General features: G+C 66.5%; 12 protein-coding genes. 6 read left to right on the forward strand and 6 right to left on the reverse strand.

What is annotated here, in order from left to right:
- Positions 1-127: 127 nt before the first annotated feature.
- A complete protein-coding gene (locus tag AB0H28_RS29555) occupies positions 128-664 on the reverse strand; it encodes a hypothetical protein (protein WP_358047263.1) in 537 nt (178 codons plus the stop codon).
- A gap of 1,020 nt (positions 665-1,684) precedes the next feature.
- Between AB0H28_RS29555 and AB0H28_RS29560 the strand changes: the two genes are divergently transcribed.
- Entirely contained in the window at positions 1,685-3,031 is a 1,347-nt protein-coding gene (locus tag AB0H28_RS29560) for a site-specific integrase (protein WP_358047266.1), read from the forward strand.
- Between the two features lie 388 nt (positions 3,032-3,419).
- On the opposite strand, the gene AB0H28_RS29565 is transcribed toward AB0H28_RS29560, so the two are convergent.
- The gene (locus AB0H28_RS29565) at positions 3,420-4,241 is read right to left on the reverse strand and encodes a helix-turn-helix transcriptional regulator (protein WP_358047269.1); all 822 of its coding nucleotides are present in this window, start codon (positions 4,239-4,241) and stop codon (positions 3,420-3,422) included.
- Between the two features lie 800 nt (positions 4,242-5,041).
- Here AB0H28_RS29565 and AB0H28_RS29570 point away from each other — a divergent pair.
- Genes AB0H28_RS29570 through AB0H28_RS29585 form a run of 4 tightly spaced genes read left to right on the forward strand, consistent with a single transcriptional unit; the run spans position 5,042 to position 12,485 of the window.
- Positions 5,042-6,979 carry an AAA family ATPase gene (locus tag AB0H28_RS29570; protein ID WP_358047272.1) on the forward strand — a complete coding sequence of 646 codons (1,938 nt, stop codon included), beginning with the start codon at positions 5,042-5,044 and terminating at the stop codon, positions 6,977-6,979.
- A gap of 6 nt (positions 6,980-6,985) precedes the next feature.
- The gene (locus AB0H28_RS29575) at positions 6,986-8,746 is read left to right on the forward strand and encodes an ATP-dependent helicase (protein ID WP_358047275.1); all 1,761 of its coding nucleotides are present in this window, start codon (positions 6,986-6,988) and stop codon (positions 8,744-8,746) included.
- Positions 8,739-11,882 (forward strand): DEAD/DEAH box helicase, encoded by a 3,144-nt coding sequence (locus tag AB0H28_RS29580; RefSeq protein ID WP_358047277.1) that lies wholly within the window; start codon positions 8,739-8,741, stop codon positions 11,880-11,882. Before AB0H28_RS29575 ends, AB0H28_RS29580 begins: the two co-directional genes overlap by 8 nt.
- Positions 11,883-11,906: 24 nt before the next feature.
- Positions 11,907-12,485, forward strand: a complete 579-nt coding sequence (locus AB0H28_RS29585; RefSeq protein ID WP_358047280.1) for a restriction endonuclease — start codon at positions 11,907-11,909, stop codon at positions 12,483-12,485.
- Between the two features lie 306 nt (positions 12,486-12,791).
- On the opposite strand, the gene AB0H28_RS29590 is transcribed toward AB0H28_RS29585, so the two are convergent.
- From AB0H28_RS29590 to AB0H28_RS29605, 4 genes are all read right to left on the reverse strand, one after another.
- Entirely contained in the window at positions 12,792-13,670 is an 879-nt protein-coding gene (locus AB0H28_RS29590) for a phospholipase D-like domain-containing protein (RefSeq protein WP_358047283.1), read from the reverse strand.
- A 113-nt stretch (positions 13,671-13,783) separates the two neighbouring features.
- The gene (locus AB0H28_RS29595; RefSeq protein ID WP_358047286.1) at positions 13,784-14,710 is read right to left on the reverse strand and encodes an IS3 family transposase; all 927 of its coding nucleotides are present in this window, start codon (positions 14,708-14,710) and stop codon (positions 13,784-13,786) included.
- Positions 14,707-15,018 carry a transposase gene (locus AB0H28_RS29600; RefSeq protein ID WP_358047289.1) on the reverse strand — a complete coding sequence of 104 codons (312 nt, stop codon included), beginning with the start codon at positions 15,016-15,018 and terminating at the stop codon, positions 14,707-14,709. The genes AB0H28_RS29595 and AB0H28_RS29600 overlap by 4 nt, the downstream gene beginning before the upstream one ends.
- A 21-nt stretch (positions 15,019-15,039) precedes the next feature.
- Positions 15,040-17,703 (reverse strand): AAA domain-containing protein, encoded by a 2,664-nt coding sequence (locus tag AB0H28_RS29605; protein ID WP_358047292.1) that lies wholly within the window; start codon positions 17,701-17,703, stop codon positions 15,040-15,042.
- 98 nt (positions 17,704-17,801) lie between these two features.
- On the opposite strand from AB0H28_RS29605, the gene AB0H28_RS29610 reads away from it, so the two are divergent.
- On the forward strand, positions 17,802-18,434 hold the full coding sequence (locus tag AB0H28_RS29610) for a hypothetical protein (RefSeq protein WP_358047295.1): 633 nt from the start codon (positions 17,802-17,804) through the stop codon (positions 18,432-18,434).
- The last annotated feature ends 42 nt before the right edge of the window (positions 18,435-18,476 follow it).

Consider the following 18,476-nt stretch of genomic DNA (forward strand, 5'->3'; position numbering starts at 1 on the left):
AGCATGGCGAGGCTCCCGGTCGGGGCTTCGAGTCTTGGTCGACAGCTGTCCTACCTGGAGCCTCGCATCCATCGATCACCGGGCCTGCCGCACCCATCCTGAGCTGCAAGATCAGCTTGGAAAAGGCTCAGTGCTTACCTGCCTTGATGGTGCTGTCGCCGTACGCGGCGGCCGTGGTGGTCTGCCGCGAGGCGGAACGGCCCTCGGACGGACCCAGGTTGAAGTCCACCAGCACTGACGTCCCGGTGCTGTCCGGGTCCTCGGCCCAGCCCTTGCAGCGGGCGTACTGGCCGTACATGTAGCACTCGTAGTTCTGGCCGTTCGGCGGCGCCGAGTTGCCCATCGGTGGCGGAACGGTGTACGCGCCGCAGGTGACCGTGAGGGTGTCCTGGCTGCCGCCCGGAGCGTCACTGTGACTGACCGAGCAGGCCAGAGTGCTGTAGGAGGGGTAGTAGTACTTGTAGTAGGCGATCTTCTTGGCGCAGTCGCTGCTCGCGGTGTAGAGCGTCTGACCGCTGCTGCTGCCGTCGTGGCAGGTGACGGTCGAGGTGGCGGCCTGCGCCGGGCTCGCCGTACCGAACGTCATCACCAGCAGGTTGGACAACAAGGTCAGGACGGCCAGGGCGGCGAGTGGTCTGTTCTTCGGCCGATGGCAGGGTTTCATGGAAGGAAGCCTTTCTCCGAAGGCGCGGCGAAAGCGCCCCGCCTCGATATCTGATCGGGTCAAGCGCCGTCACCGAAAAGTAGAGCAGGATATCGAGGAATTCACTCATACCAATTTGCGGTCCCAGTCATACCATTGCTGGTCCGGCGTCGAACGGCGGCGCAGACCGGAGTCATCGCCGAGACTTTCACTCGCGGCGACATCTGCCCTCGGGGTGCGACGTCGTCAATAACCCCACCGAGGCGAACTGGCCTGATCCAAGATCGCCCGTCCGGGCGACCCTGATCAACCTCGGGTACACCGGCCGGCAGGTCTGAAACGAGTAGCGCACCGACGAGGTGCTGATCGACGTCAACGGCATGGCGCTCGGCCACCCCCGGCCACGGGGTGGAACGACCCGACCGCGCTGCGCCGACTCCAGGTGCTGGTCGTGATGGCGATCGCCACCCGCCGCTCACCAGCCAAGATCAGGACTGAGTTGTGCCCTGGTTGTGCCCGATGATCTTCGGCCGGGGTACTCCCAGCTCAGATGCGCTGTTGAGTGGGCCGCCAGGGACTCGAACCCTGAACCTATGGATTAAAAGTATCCAGATCGGCTATGCCCTCCAAACCGTACTCTACCTTAATATCATGCTGACCTGCCGAAACGCAACCGGAGGCACGCCGGGACTGGCCACCGTGGATTCCCGGGCGCTCCCCGGGTGATCGTCTGATCGACATGCCCCCTGTCCGGTGCGAGGCTGAACGTCCGAGACGGCCCCCGTAAGTCCAGTTCGGCACTTGCCGTCGCCGTCTAGTTGTCCTATCGGTCCCGACCGTCGCTTGCTCCAGCTCGCTCCTTGCGCAGGCCGGCCCACATTGCTCGGACCGGCCGCGCGATGACCGCCAGGCCCGAACCGGATCCCGCCCTCCTTTAGGTCTGGTAGGTGCTGGCGTCGTCGGACATAAAAAACGAATTTCCCTCGCATGGGCCAGGCGATCGTGTGTTCTGGAGCAAATGAGCTGGTCAGGGAGGGGATCATGAAGGACGACGGGACAGCAGGCGTATACCGCCGGTGCGGTTGCACCGACCCGGTGACAGGCCGGCGTTTGGGCCCGCAGTGTTCCCGATTGTCGATCCCAACACACGGCAGCTGGTACTTCAGCGTCCAGCTTCCCCGAGACACGCCGGGCCCAGCCCGGTTCCGCAAGGGCGGATTCCGTACCGCCCCACAGGCGGCGACGGCCCGCAATGACGCTCTGGCGACCGCGGCCGCTGGCAGCAACCCACGCCGGATCACCGTCGAGCAGTGGCTACGCCGCTGGCTGCAGAGCCTGCCCGGTCGGGTCCGTCGATCAACTGCAGCCACCTACGGCCACCACGTGGACCACTATCTGATCCCGCATCTCGGCAAACACACCCTGGCCGGACTACGACCCGCCCACATCGAAACCATGTTCACGACAATCGCCCCTTTAACAACCCGGACTGGCAGACCCATTTCTGCCGCGACGATGCAGCGGATCCGGGCCACTCTCCGTCGTGCGCTGAACATGGCGATCCGCGAGCAACTCCTGCTGGTCAACCCCGCTCGGTTGATCCTGCTACCCCGCCCCCACCGACACCGTCCACAACCGTGGTCGGCGGCCCGGGTAGCCGCCTGGCAAAACGACGGCCAACGCCCCACCGTGTCAGTCTGGACACCAGACCAGCTTGCCCGGTTCCTCACCTTCGCCGCCGACGACCCGCTGTACCCACTATGGTGGCTCGCCGCGCTACGCGGCCTTCGCCGGGGCGAACTCTGTGCACTGCGCTGGACCGACCTCGACCTGGCTGAAGGCACGCTCACGGTCAACCACCACATCGCCCACGTCCACGGCCGGCCCTACCTCGACTCGCCGAAAACCGCCGCCGGACAACGCACCATCGCCCTCGACCGCACCACCATCGCCGTCCTGCGTAAACACCAACAGCATCAGCAACAGCTCTTTACCGACGCCAGCGCACTGTGGCTGCCGGACGGAGCCGTATTCACCCGGCCTGACACCCGGCCCATCCGTCCCGACTGGCTCACCCATCACTTCGCCGCGCGTGTCACCACGTCCGGGCTACCACCGGTTCGACTCCACGACCTACGCCACGGCGCCGCCACCCTCGCCCTCACCGCACACGCCGACCTGAAAACTGTCCAAGACATGCTCGGCCACACCAGCTACGCCTTCACCGCCGACACCTACACGACCGTCTTACCCGAACGCGCCAGACAGGTCGCCGAAAGCACCGCCCAACTCATCCTCGACGCCCAACACAAACTCCCGGAACCAAGCCCGGACAGGCATAGTCATGCGGGTGTCGGTTGCCGCGCCGCTGGTGCTTCGGGAGGGTAATGGTGCCCGGCTCCGGGAGTTGACTCGTTCATCGACTGCCCTATCCGGGCGGGTGTAGCGGGCCGCGTGTTGCTGCTGGCGGCCAAGGGCTTGCCGAACACGGAGATCGCGCGGCGGGGGGATGACTCGCCACACAGTGATCGGCTGGCGGGCCCCTACGCCGCAGATGGTGTCGAGGCCTTGGCCGACCCGCCCCGTTCGGGACGTCCGCCGGCTCGCGCGACCGACACCGTTCCGAAATGATCCGCTGTTTCGGAGGGCTTCAGGTCGGGCGACGTCGCCATGTGCTGCTGAGGTTCGGTCAATCTGGATCTTGCATGCCTGTGACTGCGGGTGCGCGGGCGGGTGAGCCGGGTTGCGGGGCGACGGCTTGCGTACTCGGCTTCGATCATGGGTCGTCCGACGTACGCCCCGACTGGGCCTGCTTCATGATCAAGAGGAGTTCTTCGGCGGCGAATTGGTCGGCCAGCGCGGTGCCCCAGTCGTCCACGGCTGGATCTTCCGGGACCTCGACCTCGCGTAGAAGCGTCGTTAGGGCTGGAGGGAGGTCGGGGACGAGGAATCCCTCCTGCTCGATTGTCCGGCGGTGTGTGCGCAGGACGTGGAGGCCGCGCGCAAGATCGTTGACCAGGACCTGGAGGTAGCGCTGCTGCCTGCCAGCCTGTTCGCCGCTGGTGCCGGGCGCCGTGTGCGCCTGGTCAGCGGCGATTCGCCGTATTCGCGTCTGGACCTCGGCGTATTGCTGGACGAGGGTTCGGTGGACGTCGTACAGCACCACGGAACGACGCCCCTCGCGCCATCTCTGGAGCGAGGACTCCGTGTAATCGATTAGCCGGGCGCCGATGATCCAGCCACGGCTGAGCCAGGGGGGCGCGTCGAGACCCGGCAAGATACGCATCGTGTTGATCCGGCCGACGGGGGTCAGCAGGAGCAGCGGGGGCACGTCGAGCGCAGCGCCGAGGATTAGAAGCTCGTCGACGCTGATCGACTCACGTCGTCCGGTCTCCAGGTTGGCGATGACCGATCGAGGTACTTCCGAGCCGAGCTCTGCAGTCCGGCGAGCGAGGTCGTTGGCGCTCATGCTGCGCTTGTCGCGCCAGTACTTCACCTGGCTCGCGATGACCTTCGTGACGCTCTTCGACCAAGCGTCCTTACCCTCGGCTGACGCGGTCGCCTCAGGGGTGTTCGGTTGGATGTGCGCATCACTCATCGTGTGACGACCGGCCCTTTCCCACATGCACACCATAGCGGGGATCTTGAAGACTGGTTACGGTGGCACCTGTGTCATGACAACACAGTGACGGCGCTGCTTCGGCAAATATAGTCACCATTACGCCTTCAGTGGCGAGGTTGTAGCGATTTCGCGTATCGCGATTTGCGCGAGGGGCTCGGGTTGACCTACCCTTGATCGCTGGGCGTGACGTTCGCGCCCAGCCGCGGTTCGACCGCGCGGCTCAACTCGGCCGGGGGGCCTTGGGGGGACGACTTTGACCACGACCACGTAGGGCATGCCCGGGCGCCCAGATGCCCGCATCCACGACGCCGACGCGAAACCCGGCAATCTCGGCACACGAGAATGCCCCGCAGTACCGAGATGTATCCACCACCTCGGTCCGGCGGGGCTCTCGCAGCCTAGATGACCAAGCGGATTCGTGCCATCAGCGTGCGCTTTTTCCGTCAGTCGCATGACATTTCCGCCAGGCGGCGATGACTCATCGTCACGTTGTCGACCGTGTCCTCCTGTGTCACAAGCACCTGTGAGGGCTTGGCGCGAGCGTCTTGTGCATCTGATTGCCGTCCGGACGGGCCTCTGCTCGTTCCGGCCGTGCCGTTCGGCCTGCGGCCGGGTGTCCCCGATCGAGGACATGCTCGAGACCGTAGATGCCTCTTCGCGAACCCGCGCCGGTCGCGTACCCCGCAGTAGACCGGTGCAAGCGCGACAGGTCAGCGAAGCGCTGACCTCTTCCGTATTGCACGTATCCCATTTCAGGGCGGGGAGTTTCCACCAGCATGTCCACAGCACTGACCACGCTTAGCGCGCCGACCACGGGGGGCGGCATGTATCTCGCCGGCCTGCGGCTCACGAACTTCCGCTCGTGTCGCGACGTGGAGATTAAGCTCCAGCCCGGCCTGACGCTGCTCGTCGGCGACAACAACTCCGGCAAGTCCAACGTCATCGACGCGATGCGGCTGCTGACTACGCCGCTGAGCGGGCGACGGGTCCGCTACCTGGAGACCGACGACGTCTCCATCGGCGCGGACGGGCCGATCGAGATCGTGGGCGAGTTCGATGGTCTGACGCGGTTCCAGCGAGGCCAGTACATCGGCGCGCTCGATATCGCGACGAACAAGGCGTCCTACATGACCCGGTTCCGGCCGGGCGTGGACGCACCCCGCCGGTCCAAGGTGGAGAACTTGGCCGGCCGGGCCGCCGGGTCCGACGCCGAACCCGAGAAGCGGGACCAGATCCGGCACGTCTACCTGGCGCCGCTGCGCGACGCCAAGCGTGAGCTGGACTCCGCCACCGGCAACCGCATGGCGCTCATCATCAAGTACCTGACGAGCGAGGCGGACCGCACGGACTTTCTTGACCAGGCGATCGACGGGCTGCGCAAGCTCGAGGAGCACGACGTCATCACCGGCACCCAGAGGCGGCTGCAGGAGCACGTCAGCGACCTCACCGATCCTGTCCGGGGGCAGGTGATCGGTCTGAGCTTCCGCGACGTCCGGCTGCAGCGGCTCGCTCGTGGCCTGCGCCTCAAGATAGCCGAGCACGGCGTCGACCTCGCCGACATAGAGGACTCGGGCCTCGGCTACGCCAATCTGCTCTACATGGCGTCGGTCATCATCGAGTTGCGTAACGCCCAGGACGCCGAGCTCACGCTCTTCCTCGTGGAGGAGCCGGAGGCCCACCTCCACCCGCAGCTGCAGGCCGTGCTGCTGGACTACCTCCAGGAGCAGGCCGTCAAGTCGCTGCGCGACGACACCGACGGCCCGGCGGGTCGCATCCAGGTGGTCGCCACGACCCACTCGCCGAACCTGGCCAGCGCGGTGGGCATCCGCAACATCGTGGTCCTGCGTACCCAGGAGACCCCGACCACCCAGAAATCCACCGAGGAGTCTTCGGCCACCGGGGTCGAGGTGGCGCCGACGGGCATCCAGCGCGGCACCGCCGTGATCGCCCTGTGCGACATCGACCTGACCGATGAGGAACGCCGCAAGATCGACCAGTATCTCGACGTGAGCCGCGCCGAGCTGCTGTTCACCCGGCGGGCGATCCTTGTGGAGGGTGTCTCCGAGGCCGTCATCCTGCCGCCGCTCGCACGCCACTGCGTCCTCGAAAAGACGGCGGCCAACTACGGGGCGAAGTGCCGCGAATTCCGGGCCGTGTCGATCATCAGCATCGGCAGCGTCGACTTCGGCCCGTACCTCAAGCTCCTCCTGCAGCAGGTCAAAGGCGTTCGGCTCGTGGACCGGCTGGTGGTCATCACCGACGGCGACCCCGACGTCGATGACAAGGTCGACCTGGACGACGACCTCGACGATGAGCCCAAGGCCGTCGAGCCGGAGACGGAGGGCGAGCCGGCCGCCACGCTCAGCCGCAAGGACCGGCTGGAAGAGATCGCCACCCAGCTGGGCGCCGACTCGATCCTCGCCGTGTTCGCCGCCGAGTTCACGCTCGAGGCCGACCTGATGAACCCGTTCACGGTCAACGGCCCGCTGCTGGAGACCGCGTTCAAGCGTCAGAAGCCCCGGTCGGGCAAGTTTTGGAGCACGCTCACGATGGGTGCGAACCCGGCGGAGGTCTTCTACCGCAAGCTGCGCACCAGTAAGCGGTACATCGGCAAGGGTGAGTTCGCCCACGACGTCGCCGAGCTGATCCAGAGCGGCGGCACGTTCGAGTGCCCCGCCTACCTCACACAGGCCATCCAGTCGGCGATGCGGTAAGCGGGCATGGACGAGATCGACTTTTCGCCGGCTCAGCGTGCCCTCATCGACAAGCCGGGCAGCGTCTTCGTCCCGGCGTGCCCGGGCGCCGGGAAGACCCAGAGCATCGTCGAGCGCTTCACCCAGCGCCCCGGCGTCCGCGTCCGGCAGGGCGTCGCCCTGTTGTCGTTCACCAACGCCGCGATCAACGAGGCGCGTCAGCGGTGCGCCCAGCGGCCAGACCTCCTTGCGGCCCCGAACTACGTCGGCACCATCGACGGCTTCATCAACCGGTTCATCGTCACGCCCCTGTACAAGGCGTTGACGGGCACGGTCCCCACGTTCAAGGACTCGTGGCACACCGTCCAGGGCACCACGTTCAGGGTAGGGGGAGTGCCGCTGGAGTTTCAGCTCGGCTGGTTCGCCTTCGACCACGACGGCGGGAACGCCCGGCTGGTCAACCACCAGGTCCCGTACGCCCAGCGCAGCACCGTGACCAACCTCCTGGACTGGCAGCGGAATAAGGTCAACAGCAGCGCCTCACGCCTGGCTCGCCGGTTCCTCGCCAATGGGGTGATGGACTGCGCGGCGACGCGGGTGCTGATGGAGCACTACCTCACCGACCCAACCAACCGGTCCCGCCTGGGCCAGCTAATGAGCGCCCGGTTCGGGTCGGTCATCGTCGACGAGGTGCAGGACTGCGACAGCAGCGACATCTTCCTCATCAACTTCCTGCTGGACTGCGGCATCGAGACCGTCATGGTGGGCGACCTCGACCAGTCCATCTACGGCTTCCGCGGCTCCACCATCGAGGCGGTCCAGGACCTCGTCGGCCGGGTCCCCGAAGGAACCCGGCTCGACGGCAACTACCGAAGCTCCCCGGCGATCTGCGCCGTCGTCAACAGCTTGCGCGCCGACGCCGGCATCGACATCCCGCTCGGGAAATGGAAGGACGACCAGTACCCCGTCGTGGTCCTGCCCGTGAGCGGGTTCGGCCACGCCCGCTCGAAGATCATCGAGGTCGCCGGGTCGATGGGCTTCACCCACGAGGAGATCAAGGTGCTCGCCTACGCCGAGAAGGACGCCCGCGAGTGCGCCGGCGCCTCACCGCCTGGCGACAAGAACGGCGGCAAACTCGTCCAGCTCGCCCAGGCCGCAGCGACCCTTCAAGATCTCCGCGCCAACGCCCGGGCTCGGACCCAGGCCATGCAGACGATCGAAGGCATCCTCCGCGGGCTCGGCCACGACGACGACCATGTGTTCGCCGACGCCGAGTTCCTCGACTCCGTCGGGCTCAACCCACGCACGTTCCGGGACGGTTGCCTGCGGCTCGCCAGCAGGACCTCACCCTTCGACCGCCCACCCAGCGCCTTCCGTGCCGAGATACGCAACGGTATCAAGGCGTTGGGGTGGGACGACTGGATCAACGCCGGCGGCCTCCGCTCCCCGAACGGCGACGCCTGGCCGGTCCTCATGGTCGACGAACCCGATGCGCTCGACTGGTCGACGATCCACGGCTTCAAGGGCCTCCAGGCAATGGTCACCGCGGTCGCGATCCCGCCGCTGCCGAAACGCGCCACCTCCGCCGACGGGGTCGGGCTCTGGGGCGAGGGCGATCCCGGTGAAAGCCGGCGGGTGTTGTACGTCGGCGCATCCCGCGCCCACCGCCTGCTCATCCTGGTTACCGCCGACCCGCAGATGCCCGCCGTGACGTCCTGCCTTCAACGGGATGCGGTGCCGTTCATGGTCGTCCAGAACACCCGAGACACCGGGGACACGAATGCCTGACATCTCAGCCGCTTCGGCGCGGCAGTTCCATGGCCTGTTCATCGGCATCAACCGTTATCGATCAAAGTCGGTGCGGCGACTGGCGTCGGCCTCCCGCGACGCGAAGGCGCTGCACGCGGTCTTCTGCGACAACCTCGGCGACGCAAACGGCACGTTGCTGGTGGACCGGGCGGCCACCCGCGACGCCGTCGTGGCGGGTCTCGTCGATCTTCAGATCCGTAGTACGCCCGAGGACGTCGTGGTCATCTCGTTCTCCGGGCACGGCAGCACGACCCACGAGTTGGTCACTCACGACGCCGACCCCGACAATCTGCCGTCGACGTCGTTGCCGCTGGACCAGTTCACGGACCTGGTGAGTGCGATCCCGGCCCGCCAGCTGGTTGTGATCCTGGACTGCTGCTTTGCCGGAGGCGCGGGCGCGAAGGTGCTCAACGCGCCGCTGGTGCCGCGGGGCGGCCTGACCGGCTTGCCAGAGTCCACGGACGCCCGGCTGGAGCGGATGGCGGGCACCGGGCGGCTGGTTTTGGCCGCCGCGACCGGTGAGCAGGAGGCATGGGAGGACCCGCATCTGGGGCACGGGCTGCTCACCTACCACCTGCTGCGGGCGCTGCTCGGCGCAGCAGCCGATGAAGGCGGGCAGGTTCGTCTCTATGATCTGCTGGCATTCGTGACCCGTGAGGTCAAGGCGAAAGCCTCCGGGACGGTGGCCGCCGCGCAGGATCCGAGCCTTCGCGGTCAGATGGACGGGGAGTTGCTGTGGCCGGTCTTCACCGACACAGGCCCGCTCTACTCGGCGCAGTTCCCGTCCTCCGTGCTTGCCCCGGTCACCCGTGACCTTGCCAGCCTACGCGGCCACGGCATCCCGCAGATCGTGCTGGACTCCTGGGCCGAGCGCATCGACAAGCTCAATGACCTTCAGGTCGACACGATCAACCAAGGGCGCCTCCTTGCCGGGGCGAACCTTCTGGTGACGGCGCCGACGTCCTCCGGCAAGACCATGATCGGGGAACTAGCCGCCATCCGCGCGGCGCAGGTTGGCGGTCGGTCGGTATTCCTGCTGCCGACCCGTGCGCTGGTCAACGAGCAGTACGCAAGGTTCTCGCGAACGTACGGGCCGACCGGGTTGCAGACCATCCGGGCCACAGGCGAAACGGCCGACGACGTGTCGGCCCTCCTGCAAGGGCAGTTCGACCTGGCGGTGTTGACCTACGAGAAGTTCGCCGGACTGGCCCTGGGCAACCCGCACCTGCTCAAGCTGCTCTCCGTCGTCGTCATCGACGAGGTCCAGACGATCGTCGACCCCAATCGCGGCGCCTACCTCGAGTTCCTCCTGACCGTGCTCAAGGCGCGCCGTCCCGAAGGCGTTTCGCCGCAGGTCGTTGCGCTGTCGGCGGTGCTGGGCGACCTTGGCGGCCTCGACAGCTGGCTCGACGCCAACGTCATCGCCCGCACCGAGCGGCCCGTGCCGCTGCTCGAGGGAGTCCTCGGCCCGGACGGGAACTACCGGTATGTCGACGCCGACGGCGAGGAGGCATCGGAAGCTCTGGTCGCGCCGATCGGGTGGATGCGCAGCAGCCAGGACCTGATCATTCCGCTGGTCCGCAAGCTCGTCGGTCAGGGGCAGCAGGTCATCGTCTTCCGGAGCACCCGGGGGGCGAGTCGCGGCTGCGCTCGGTATCTCGCGCGAAGCCTTGGCCTGCCACACGCGGCGGCGGCGCTGGAGGGCCTGGCCGGCGCCGATCCCAGCGCCGTATTGACTGATCTGCGTCAGTGCCTTGCCGGCGGAGTCGCGTTCCACATCTCCGACCTCGCGCGGGACGAGAAGATCGCCATTGAGGACGAGTTCCGCGCGCCGGACAGCAGCATCCGGGTACTGGTGTCCACGACGACGCTCGCCCAGGGCGTGAATCTCCCTGCCGAGACCGTGATCATTGTCGAGCTTGATCATCCCACCGGGCCGACCGAGAGCACCCCGTACTCGGTCGCCGAGTACAAGAACATCGCCGGACGAGCCGGCCGGCTCGGTCTTACCGACGGGGGCCGCGCCGTCTCGATCGTCGGTGGCGGCATCGACGGAGATCGCCGCTGGCGGGACTACGTTCTGGGCAAGCCCGAGGATCTGCGTTCTCAGCTGTTGAATCCACAGCACGACCTTGCGACGCTGCTGCTGCGCGTCGTTGCGGTCGCCTCGCGACGAGAGGGTGCATCGGTCCTCAGCGAGGCCGACGTGATCGCCTACCTGTCGAACAGCTTCGCCGCGCACCAGCAGCGGCTCCTGACCGCACCGGAAGCGTTCCAAGCAGCGACGGTCTCCACCGTCCTCGGCGATCTTGCCAGTGCCGGTCTGCTGACGTCCACGACAGCCGGGATCGAGCTGACCGAGCTCGGCACCTACATTTCACACAGCGGTCTGCGGGTATCGTCCGCCGTCCGCGTCGCCCGCGCCCTGCGGGCGGTGAATCCCGCCGCGTTGAATCGCGTCACCATCATCGCCGCAGCCCAACTGACCGACGAAGTTGCCGGTGCACGCCCGCCGGTCAACGGCAGAGGCTGGCAGAAGGAGCAGGCGACCTATGGCGGCGAGTTGCAGCGGCACGGGATCGCCGGGCCGGTACTCGCAGCGTTGCCCGGCCCGGAGCGCAAGACGGCCGCCGAACGCGCGAAGCGGGCGGTCGCCTGCATGCTGTGGATGGCCGGCGTCCCGGTGGGCCGCATCGAGCAGCAGCTCATGGTCCACATGCCGTCGAAGGACGCCGCCGGCGTCGCCAGGGCGTCAGCGGACCGGACGCAAAGCGTCGTCGGCACCGTCATCGACATCGCCCGGTGCCTGCACCCCGAGGCACATCTCGACGACCTCGCCCGTCTCCTGCCGGTCCAGCTCGAATTCGGCATCCCGGCAGCGCTTGTCCCACTGGCCCAGCACGCGGGTGCCGCACTCGACCGGACGGACTACCTGCGGCTCGCCACCCGGTCGCTCATCGACCCGGCCGCGATCGCCGATGCGGAAGACGACCTCCTGCTGGCGTGCCTCAACAACACCAGCAAGCTCGATCTGCTGCGACGGGCCGCTCGCGGCGCGCGTGACGGTGCCAACAGCACCGACTTCGCCGACCTGCTGCCGGCCTCTGCCGACTAGCCCTCACCGAGAGCGAGCGCCGTCATGAGCAACGACACCTCGGTCCCGACCGACGTACCTGAAGAGGACGATCACTGGCCATGGTTCGACATCACGCCTAAGGCGTACGAGGAAGCGGTCGCCGCAATCGCCAAGTCGATGAACCTGCAACTGGTCGGCTGGGAGGTCAAGCACCTTGAGTCGATCGACGGGCTGGACGGAACCTACGTCATGGACGTCACCGCGCGTTTCCAACTGGCCGGTATGGATTTCCTCGTCCTGTTCGAGTGCAAACGTCACAAGGACCGCGTCAAACGGTCCGATGTCCAGGTGCTGCTTTCGAAGCTTCAATCCACAGGTGCCCAGAAGGGCGTGCTGGTCGCCGCCACGGGATTCCAGAGCGGAGCCCTGGAATTCGCCAAGGCCCATGGCATCGCCTGCGTCCGCTTGGTCGACAACGCCTGGACGTACATGACGCGGCACACCCAACTGACCAGCCCGCCTACCCTTACCGGCATGTACTCCGGCTACGCGATGACACCCGACGGCGACGGGGACTACGAGTTCACGCTGCTCACCGGCAGTCCAGACAAAACACGCTCAGCGCTGATCAACGGTGCCTAGCTACGTAGCCCTGATCAGCTGCGGTTGCATCGGGGCTTCGGTCGTGCAAGCCGTCAGGCAGGTTCCACCGTAGGGCGGAGGGCGTGGGACGGCCTATTGGCAGTACGCCGACGACGATCAGCCGGGGAGTTTCGGTGGGAGCTCGGGATCGAGGGTGTCCCGCACGGGGTGTGATGGAACTCCATCACACCCCGTGCGGGACACCTACGCCAAGGTCAACGGGGTTTGGCGGTACGTCTACCGGGATTACGCTATCTGCTTTCGGGCAGTCATTGCTATGCCAGGATGCAGAGCCGCGCGTAGCCGTCAAGGTCGAGGCTCTCCCGTCGCCTCAGATGGGCCGGACGCGCTCCGAGGAGCACGATTGCCTGCAGGACGCCGCTGAGGTGGCGGAGGCCCTGCTGGTCTGGTCGCGCCCTGGCTTGAGGCAGCTGATTCTGACGGTGAGCGCTGACGGTTCGATGGTTTCGGTGAGGTGGCGCCGATGGCTGCTTGTGTCCAGGCACTTCGTCCGCCCGGGGTCCACCGGGGACAGGCATCGGAATAGCATCGCCAGTACCAGTCGTCTGAGCGTCGGCGGCGCAGATCCACCTTGGTGCCGTCGCACACGCCGCAGCGTGGTGGTGCGGCGAACTGGTCCGCGTGTTCGTGTTCGAGGAGTTTTTGGGCGAAGTGGGCACCTCGAACCGTGAGCATCACTTCACGCGTCCAGCTCTGCGACAGTGAGTTGAGACTGCCGAGCAGCACCGTCTCCTCATCGATGATGACGATCTTTTGGTGCATCATGTTGATCTCCACGACGGTGTGCAGGGCCGCGCGTAGATCGGCCAGGTACTTCTGGTGCTTGGGTTTGCGTTGCAGCGCGTCGCCCGGGTCGCGTACGAACAAGGTCACTTTCACGCCCCTTGCCGCAGCGTCCGTCAGGACCGGAAGCAGGGACTTGACCCGGTCCGTGGTCCATGGAGCCCAGATCCAAATCGAACGGCGCGCGGTTCCTAGGTGGTCAGCAAACGCCTGATAGAAACTGCGTTCATCGTGGATGTCGGTGACCCGAACGTGCTGTGCCAGTATTTCCGACAGTTCGCTGGAGACTGGCCCGAGGAGCGGACGATCCGGCCCTGCGACTGTTGACGGCGTGATGAGTAGGGTCGCTGGTACGGTTCGGGCCCGCTTGTCTCGTAGCAACGCGGCGACCTCACCGAAGGGACTACCGGCAGGTGCGGAAAGGATCCGGGTGCGGCTGCCGATCAGGTACAGCCGTGTCCGGGTGAGGTTCCCCCGGTTTGCCGGAGGGTTGGTTACCTGGCGCCGGTGGGCTCAGGCTGAACGATAGTTGGCTCGTCTTGTCGGGCCTGGTGGGTGTGCCGGGCGGTTTCGTACTCGTCTGGGGATCGCCAGCCGAGGTCTTTCTGAATGCGGCGGGTGTTGTACCAGCCGTCGATGTATCTGAAGATCGCGTTCTCCGCCTCGTCGCGGGTCCGCCAGGAGTTGCGGTAGACCAGTTCGATCTTCAGGGTGGACCAGAAGTTCTCCATCAGGGCGTTGTCGAACGAGTCGCCGACCGACCCCATCGAGGGCAGGATCCCATTGTCGGCCAAGCGTTGCGCGAAGCGGAACGACGTGTAGTTCGACCCGCGGTCGCTGTGGTGGATCAGTTGGCCGTCGCGGACGTCACGCGACCAGATGCCGTATTCGAGGGCGCCGAGGATCAGGTCGGTGTCGCAGCGGTCGGAGCACCGCCAACCCACGATCCGGTTGGAGAACACGTCCCGCACCGCGGCCAGCCATAACACGCCCTGCCCGCAGGGGATGCGTGTGGCGTCAGCGACCCACAGCCGGTTCGGCGCCGCGGCGGTGAACTGCCGGTTGACCAGGTCCGGGGCCGGTGTCGCCTTCGGGTTCGACCGGGTCGACGGGATGCGCCACTTCTTGCGCAGGAACGCGCCCTGCAGACCGTGCTCGCGCATCAGCCGTTCGACCCGCTTGCGGCCGACGAGGCGGCCTTGGCGGCGCAGCATGGCGTGCACTCGCGGGCTGCCGTAAGTGCCGCCGGAAACCTCGTGGATCTCGGCGACCTCCACGGCCAGTTCCGTATCTTCGCGTCGCCGCCGCGATGGGTTCGCGGCTTGGGCGAGCCAGCCGTAGCAGGTCGAGACTGCCACGCCGATGACCCGGAGGACGGGCTCGACCCCGAAGCGATCGCGTAGCTCGTCGACGAGCGTCACGACCGTCGCCGGGTCGGGTCGAGCTCCGAGGCGAAAAAAGCCGATGCGGCCTTGAGGATTTCGTTGGCCCGCTTCAGCTCGGCGTTCTCCCGCCGCAGCCGGCGCAACTCCTCCAGCTCCGAGGTCGTGGGCCGGTCATCGCGCCGGCCTCGGTCGGCTTCGTCCTGGCGGATCCAGTTGCGCAACGCCTCGTGATGCACGCCAAGCTGGCGGGCCAGCTGGCGGATCACGGGCTTCGGGTCCGACTCCCGATACAACCGCACCGCACGTTCACGCAGCTCATCGGGGTACTTCTTCGGTGCTGCCACGGATGACTCCCTTCAGCTCCATCAGAGCATGATCGAAAGCCTCCGAGCTACCGGGGGAACCTCACGGGTACGGGTGACCGCGACGTTGAACAGACGCGTCCCGTCGCGTTCCCAGGTGCTACCCCGTAACGAGGCGCGGGCTATCCAACGCTTGTCACGGGTGTCTTCGACGAGGTCAAACACGACAATCGGAAATTCGCGGCCTTGAAAGCGGTGTGCGGTGCCGACCTCGGTGACAGGCTTCGTCGTGCTCTCCTGGTCGCGAAGCGCTTCGAGGGTCGCCTCGACCTGGTGCCCGTACGGGGTGATGACGCCTGTGCGTTCGCCCCGAGCCTGGTGGTAGTCCGCGAGGACCCGGCTCAGTAGAGCTCCGGCCGGCCACCAGCCGCTCACCCGGCCGGCGGGACGGACACGCCCGATGTCATCGAGCTTGTCGGTATCGACTAGCACGATCTCCGGATCATCGTCGCTGTGGGCACGCACGCCCCGGCCGGGCTTGAGTAACCCGCTGTAGGCGACGGCATTCGCCAGCCTCATGATGTCCGGCCCGAACCTGTGCTGCACGTCCAGTGCGGTGCAGCCCGGATGCCCCTGGGCCTGGGACGGTGTGGTGATGCCGCAGTGCGCGAATACGTCTTTGGTCAGCCAGCGCTGGATGTCTGGCCGCTCGGCGCGTTGCACCTCCTCGCTGACGATCGCGCCGAGTTGCATGAAGTCGCCGAGCAGCACTGCCGCCTGTCGGGCGCGTGAGACGGCGAGTAGCACCTCAGGGAGGTTCGCGGCGCCGACCTCGTCGATCAGAACGACATCGTAGGGGCCATCCATCAACGCCTTGGTGGTTCGGAGCCGGGCGAGGGTCGTCGCGACCAACCTTGCACGGCGAATGATCTCTCCCTCGGCGTCCCGCCGAAGGCGGTCGAACTGCTCCTGTACCTTCGCGTGTTCCTGCTCCAGCCGCGAGCGGCCGACCTTGTCGGCGGCGGCCTTCGCCCGCAACCGGGCTACCTGCGACGCGAGCGACGACAGCTGATGCCGGTCGGCATGCTCTACCATGGCGCGCTGCGCCCCGGTCGGCCGGGTCCCGGTCTCGGCGGCAAGAAGCTTCTGCTGTGCCTGCGTCACCTGGTCTTCGGCCTGCTGTGCCAGCGCTTCCGCTCGCGCGTGGGTTTGCTGTGCCGCAGCGAGCGCGGCGTCACTGGCCTGAATGTCCGCCTTGCTACCAACCGCAGTGGCGACAAGTTGCTCGATCCGTTGCCGCACCGCTGAGCGGCGTCGCCCGAGTAACTCCTTGGCTTCGTGTGCCCGTGGCTGCAGCTCCTCGACCCGCTGGCGCGCTTCATGCAGCGCCGCGCGTTGCTGCTTGATCTTCAGCCGGTCGCGAAACCGTGCGAGAGTGCCGCCGTCTTCCAGCCGAGCCAGTTCGGTGTTGATCTGATCGCCGGCGTGCCGGGCCGTCAGCAACTGGGCGTTGAGATCGTCAGTGGCGGCGATGACATGTAGCAGGTCGTGCTGGAGTCGGTCAACCTCCGCGTGCACTGCTCGGGTCGCGGCAAGGTCCTGCACGCGCCGATCAGCCGCGGTCAGCTCATCGTGTAGTCGGGCAGAGTCCCGCCGCCGGTCCTGCGCCGCCGCCTGCGCCGTTGCCACCGCTTTGGCAAGCCGAGGAATCTCCGCCTCCGCAGCGAACAGCCGTTTCGCCTGCCGGTACCGCTGCTCGTCGAAGTCACCAACCAGGTCCTCCAGGCGAACGAGTTCGTCGGCTGCCTCCCGAATCCGTAGCAACTGGTCCGCGATGACCTGTCGCTGCCGATCCACACCGACCAGCTGTTCCCGCACCAGGTGAGGCAGGCAGACCTCCGGATGCCTGAGCACGTCCGGGTGATGCGGTGGACCAACCCGCAGCAGATCCCCCACTTGGTGACCGGCACCCACGACACCGAGTAGCGCATTGTCAACCGCGATGTTGGTAGCGGACACCAACAACACCCGCTTGCCCGCAGCCATCACAGCGCCGATGGCCTCGGCCAGAACGCGCGTCTTCCCCGTACCCGGAGGCCCCCAAACGAGACGAACACCGGTGCCCAGACACGACTCGTACGCCTCCTGCTGCATCGGGGTGAACCCGGCGACCGGATGCACGACGCGAGGAGCAGTGGCGAGCCTCCCGGCAGCAAGATCATGTGCCAGTGCGGCGTCGTCAAGTCCGGAAATGCCCTCACGTAGCTTGACGAGCAGATGGGTGGCCGGTTGCTTGTGTTGCCAGAGATACGCCTCACCAAGATCCACGAACTCGGCGACACGTACTCGCAACAGCGACCCGTCCAGCACCGCTTCCATGACCGGGTACCCGGAACCCGAGCCAGGCTGTTCGCTGCCCGCCAAGCGCAGCGACTCGACTTGATCCGGGTCAGCCCGAGAACGCTCTGCCCCTCGGACATCGATGGCGTACCAACCGCGCTGGCCCTCCTGGCGGGCTCGGCCCACACAGATCAGGCGTTCCGACCGCGAGCCTCCGGTGCTGCTGATCCAGAAGTCCAGCGCAGTGCAGACCTCATCACGCCAGTCCGGCAAGAACGACCCCCTCGCGTCACGCGCACCCGAGGAGATGCTACGTTCCGCAACCAACCGAACACCAGGATCGACATGGATGGCAATATCGACCCCGCACGCCGCAGAAAGAACCAAACGATCTCCTGCACCTCAAGCCACCGCTGACACAGGGCAACGCTCAAGTCTGCTGGGGCAGAATGATGCTTTGCACGCCCGCACGAACTGGGGGACGAGTGTCCAACACGGATTCAAGCCCTGGCCTGCCCGTCGAGTTCCTGACCACGCTTGTCATCGACTCCGGGCCGGACACGCCCCCAACCCAACTCGCCGTCGAGCAAGTCCGCGTCATGCCGGATAGTGACAGTCGGAATACGTTGATTCTGGTGCTGCTCCAGGGACCGCTCAGCGGGAGCGCGCCCGAATGGATGCTGCAGGTGGCGATCGACCAGGACCTCCGAAAAGCGCCTGAGACAGCCTACACACACGATCTCGAGCTTGCCGGTGCTGCCCTGTCTCACCCCTGCTGCGCCGATGTGCTGCTGCGTGGCACGTTACGCCGATGCTCCGCTACCCAACTCGCCGTCCTCGGCCGCGCCGGCTGCGCTGATGCGCTCGCCGAAGCAGCGGCGCAGGAGCTCCGGAGCCGGGGCACAGGCCAGCAGCCGATCACACCGCAGATGCTCGCCGAACCCGGGCCCGCGCAGCTGGTTCTACGTGAATCGCGGCTGCACGACGCGGTCTTCGCTGCGGCCGTTGACAGTCTGCCGACCGAGCCTGACCTTAGTTCCATCAAAGGCGACGCGGGCTCGGATGGGTCACGTCCGCGCTGGTGGTGTAAGAGACGGCCATCGCTGGATCCGGTCTGATGCTATGCGGCGATCGGGGTGTGATCGGCCTGTTCGGTGTCG

Origin of the sequence: Micromonospora sp. NPDC050980, from assembly GCF_040653835.1 — a bacterium.
GTDB lineage: Bacteria > Actinomycetota > Actinomycetes > Mycobacteriales > Micromonosporaceae > Micromonospora.

Bases quoted from the DNA above. Each gene is read 5' to 3' on its own strand.
- AB0H28_RS29580 (WP_358047277.1), top strand. From the start codon at position 8,739: ATGCCTGACATCTCAGCCGCTTCGGCGCGGCAGTTCCATGGCCTGTTC.
- AB0H28_RS29555 (WP_358047263.1), bottom strand. From the start codon at position 664: ATGAAACCCTGCCATCGGCCGAAGAACAGACCACTCGCCGCCCTGGCC.
- AB0H28_RS29570 (WP_358047272.1), top strand. From the start codon at position 5,042: ATGTCCACAGCACTGACCACGCTTAGCGCGCCGACCACGGGGGGCGGC.
- AB0H28_RS29585 (WP_358047280.1), top strand. From the start codon at position 11,907: ATGAGCAACGACACCTCGGTCCCGACCGACGTACCTGAAGAGGACGAT.
- AB0H28_RS29575 (WP_358047275.1), top strand. From the start codon at position 6,986: ATGGACGAGATCGACTTTTCGCCGGCTCAGCGTGCCCTCATCGACAAG.
- AB0H28_RS29565 (WP_358047269.1), bottom strand. From the start codon at position 4,241: ATGAGTGATGCGCACATCCAACCGAACACCCCTGAGGCGACCGCGTCA.
- AB0H28_RS29560 (WP_358047266.1), top strand. From the start codon at position 1,685: ATGAAGGACGACGGGACAGCAGGCGTATACCGCCGGTGCGGTTGCACC.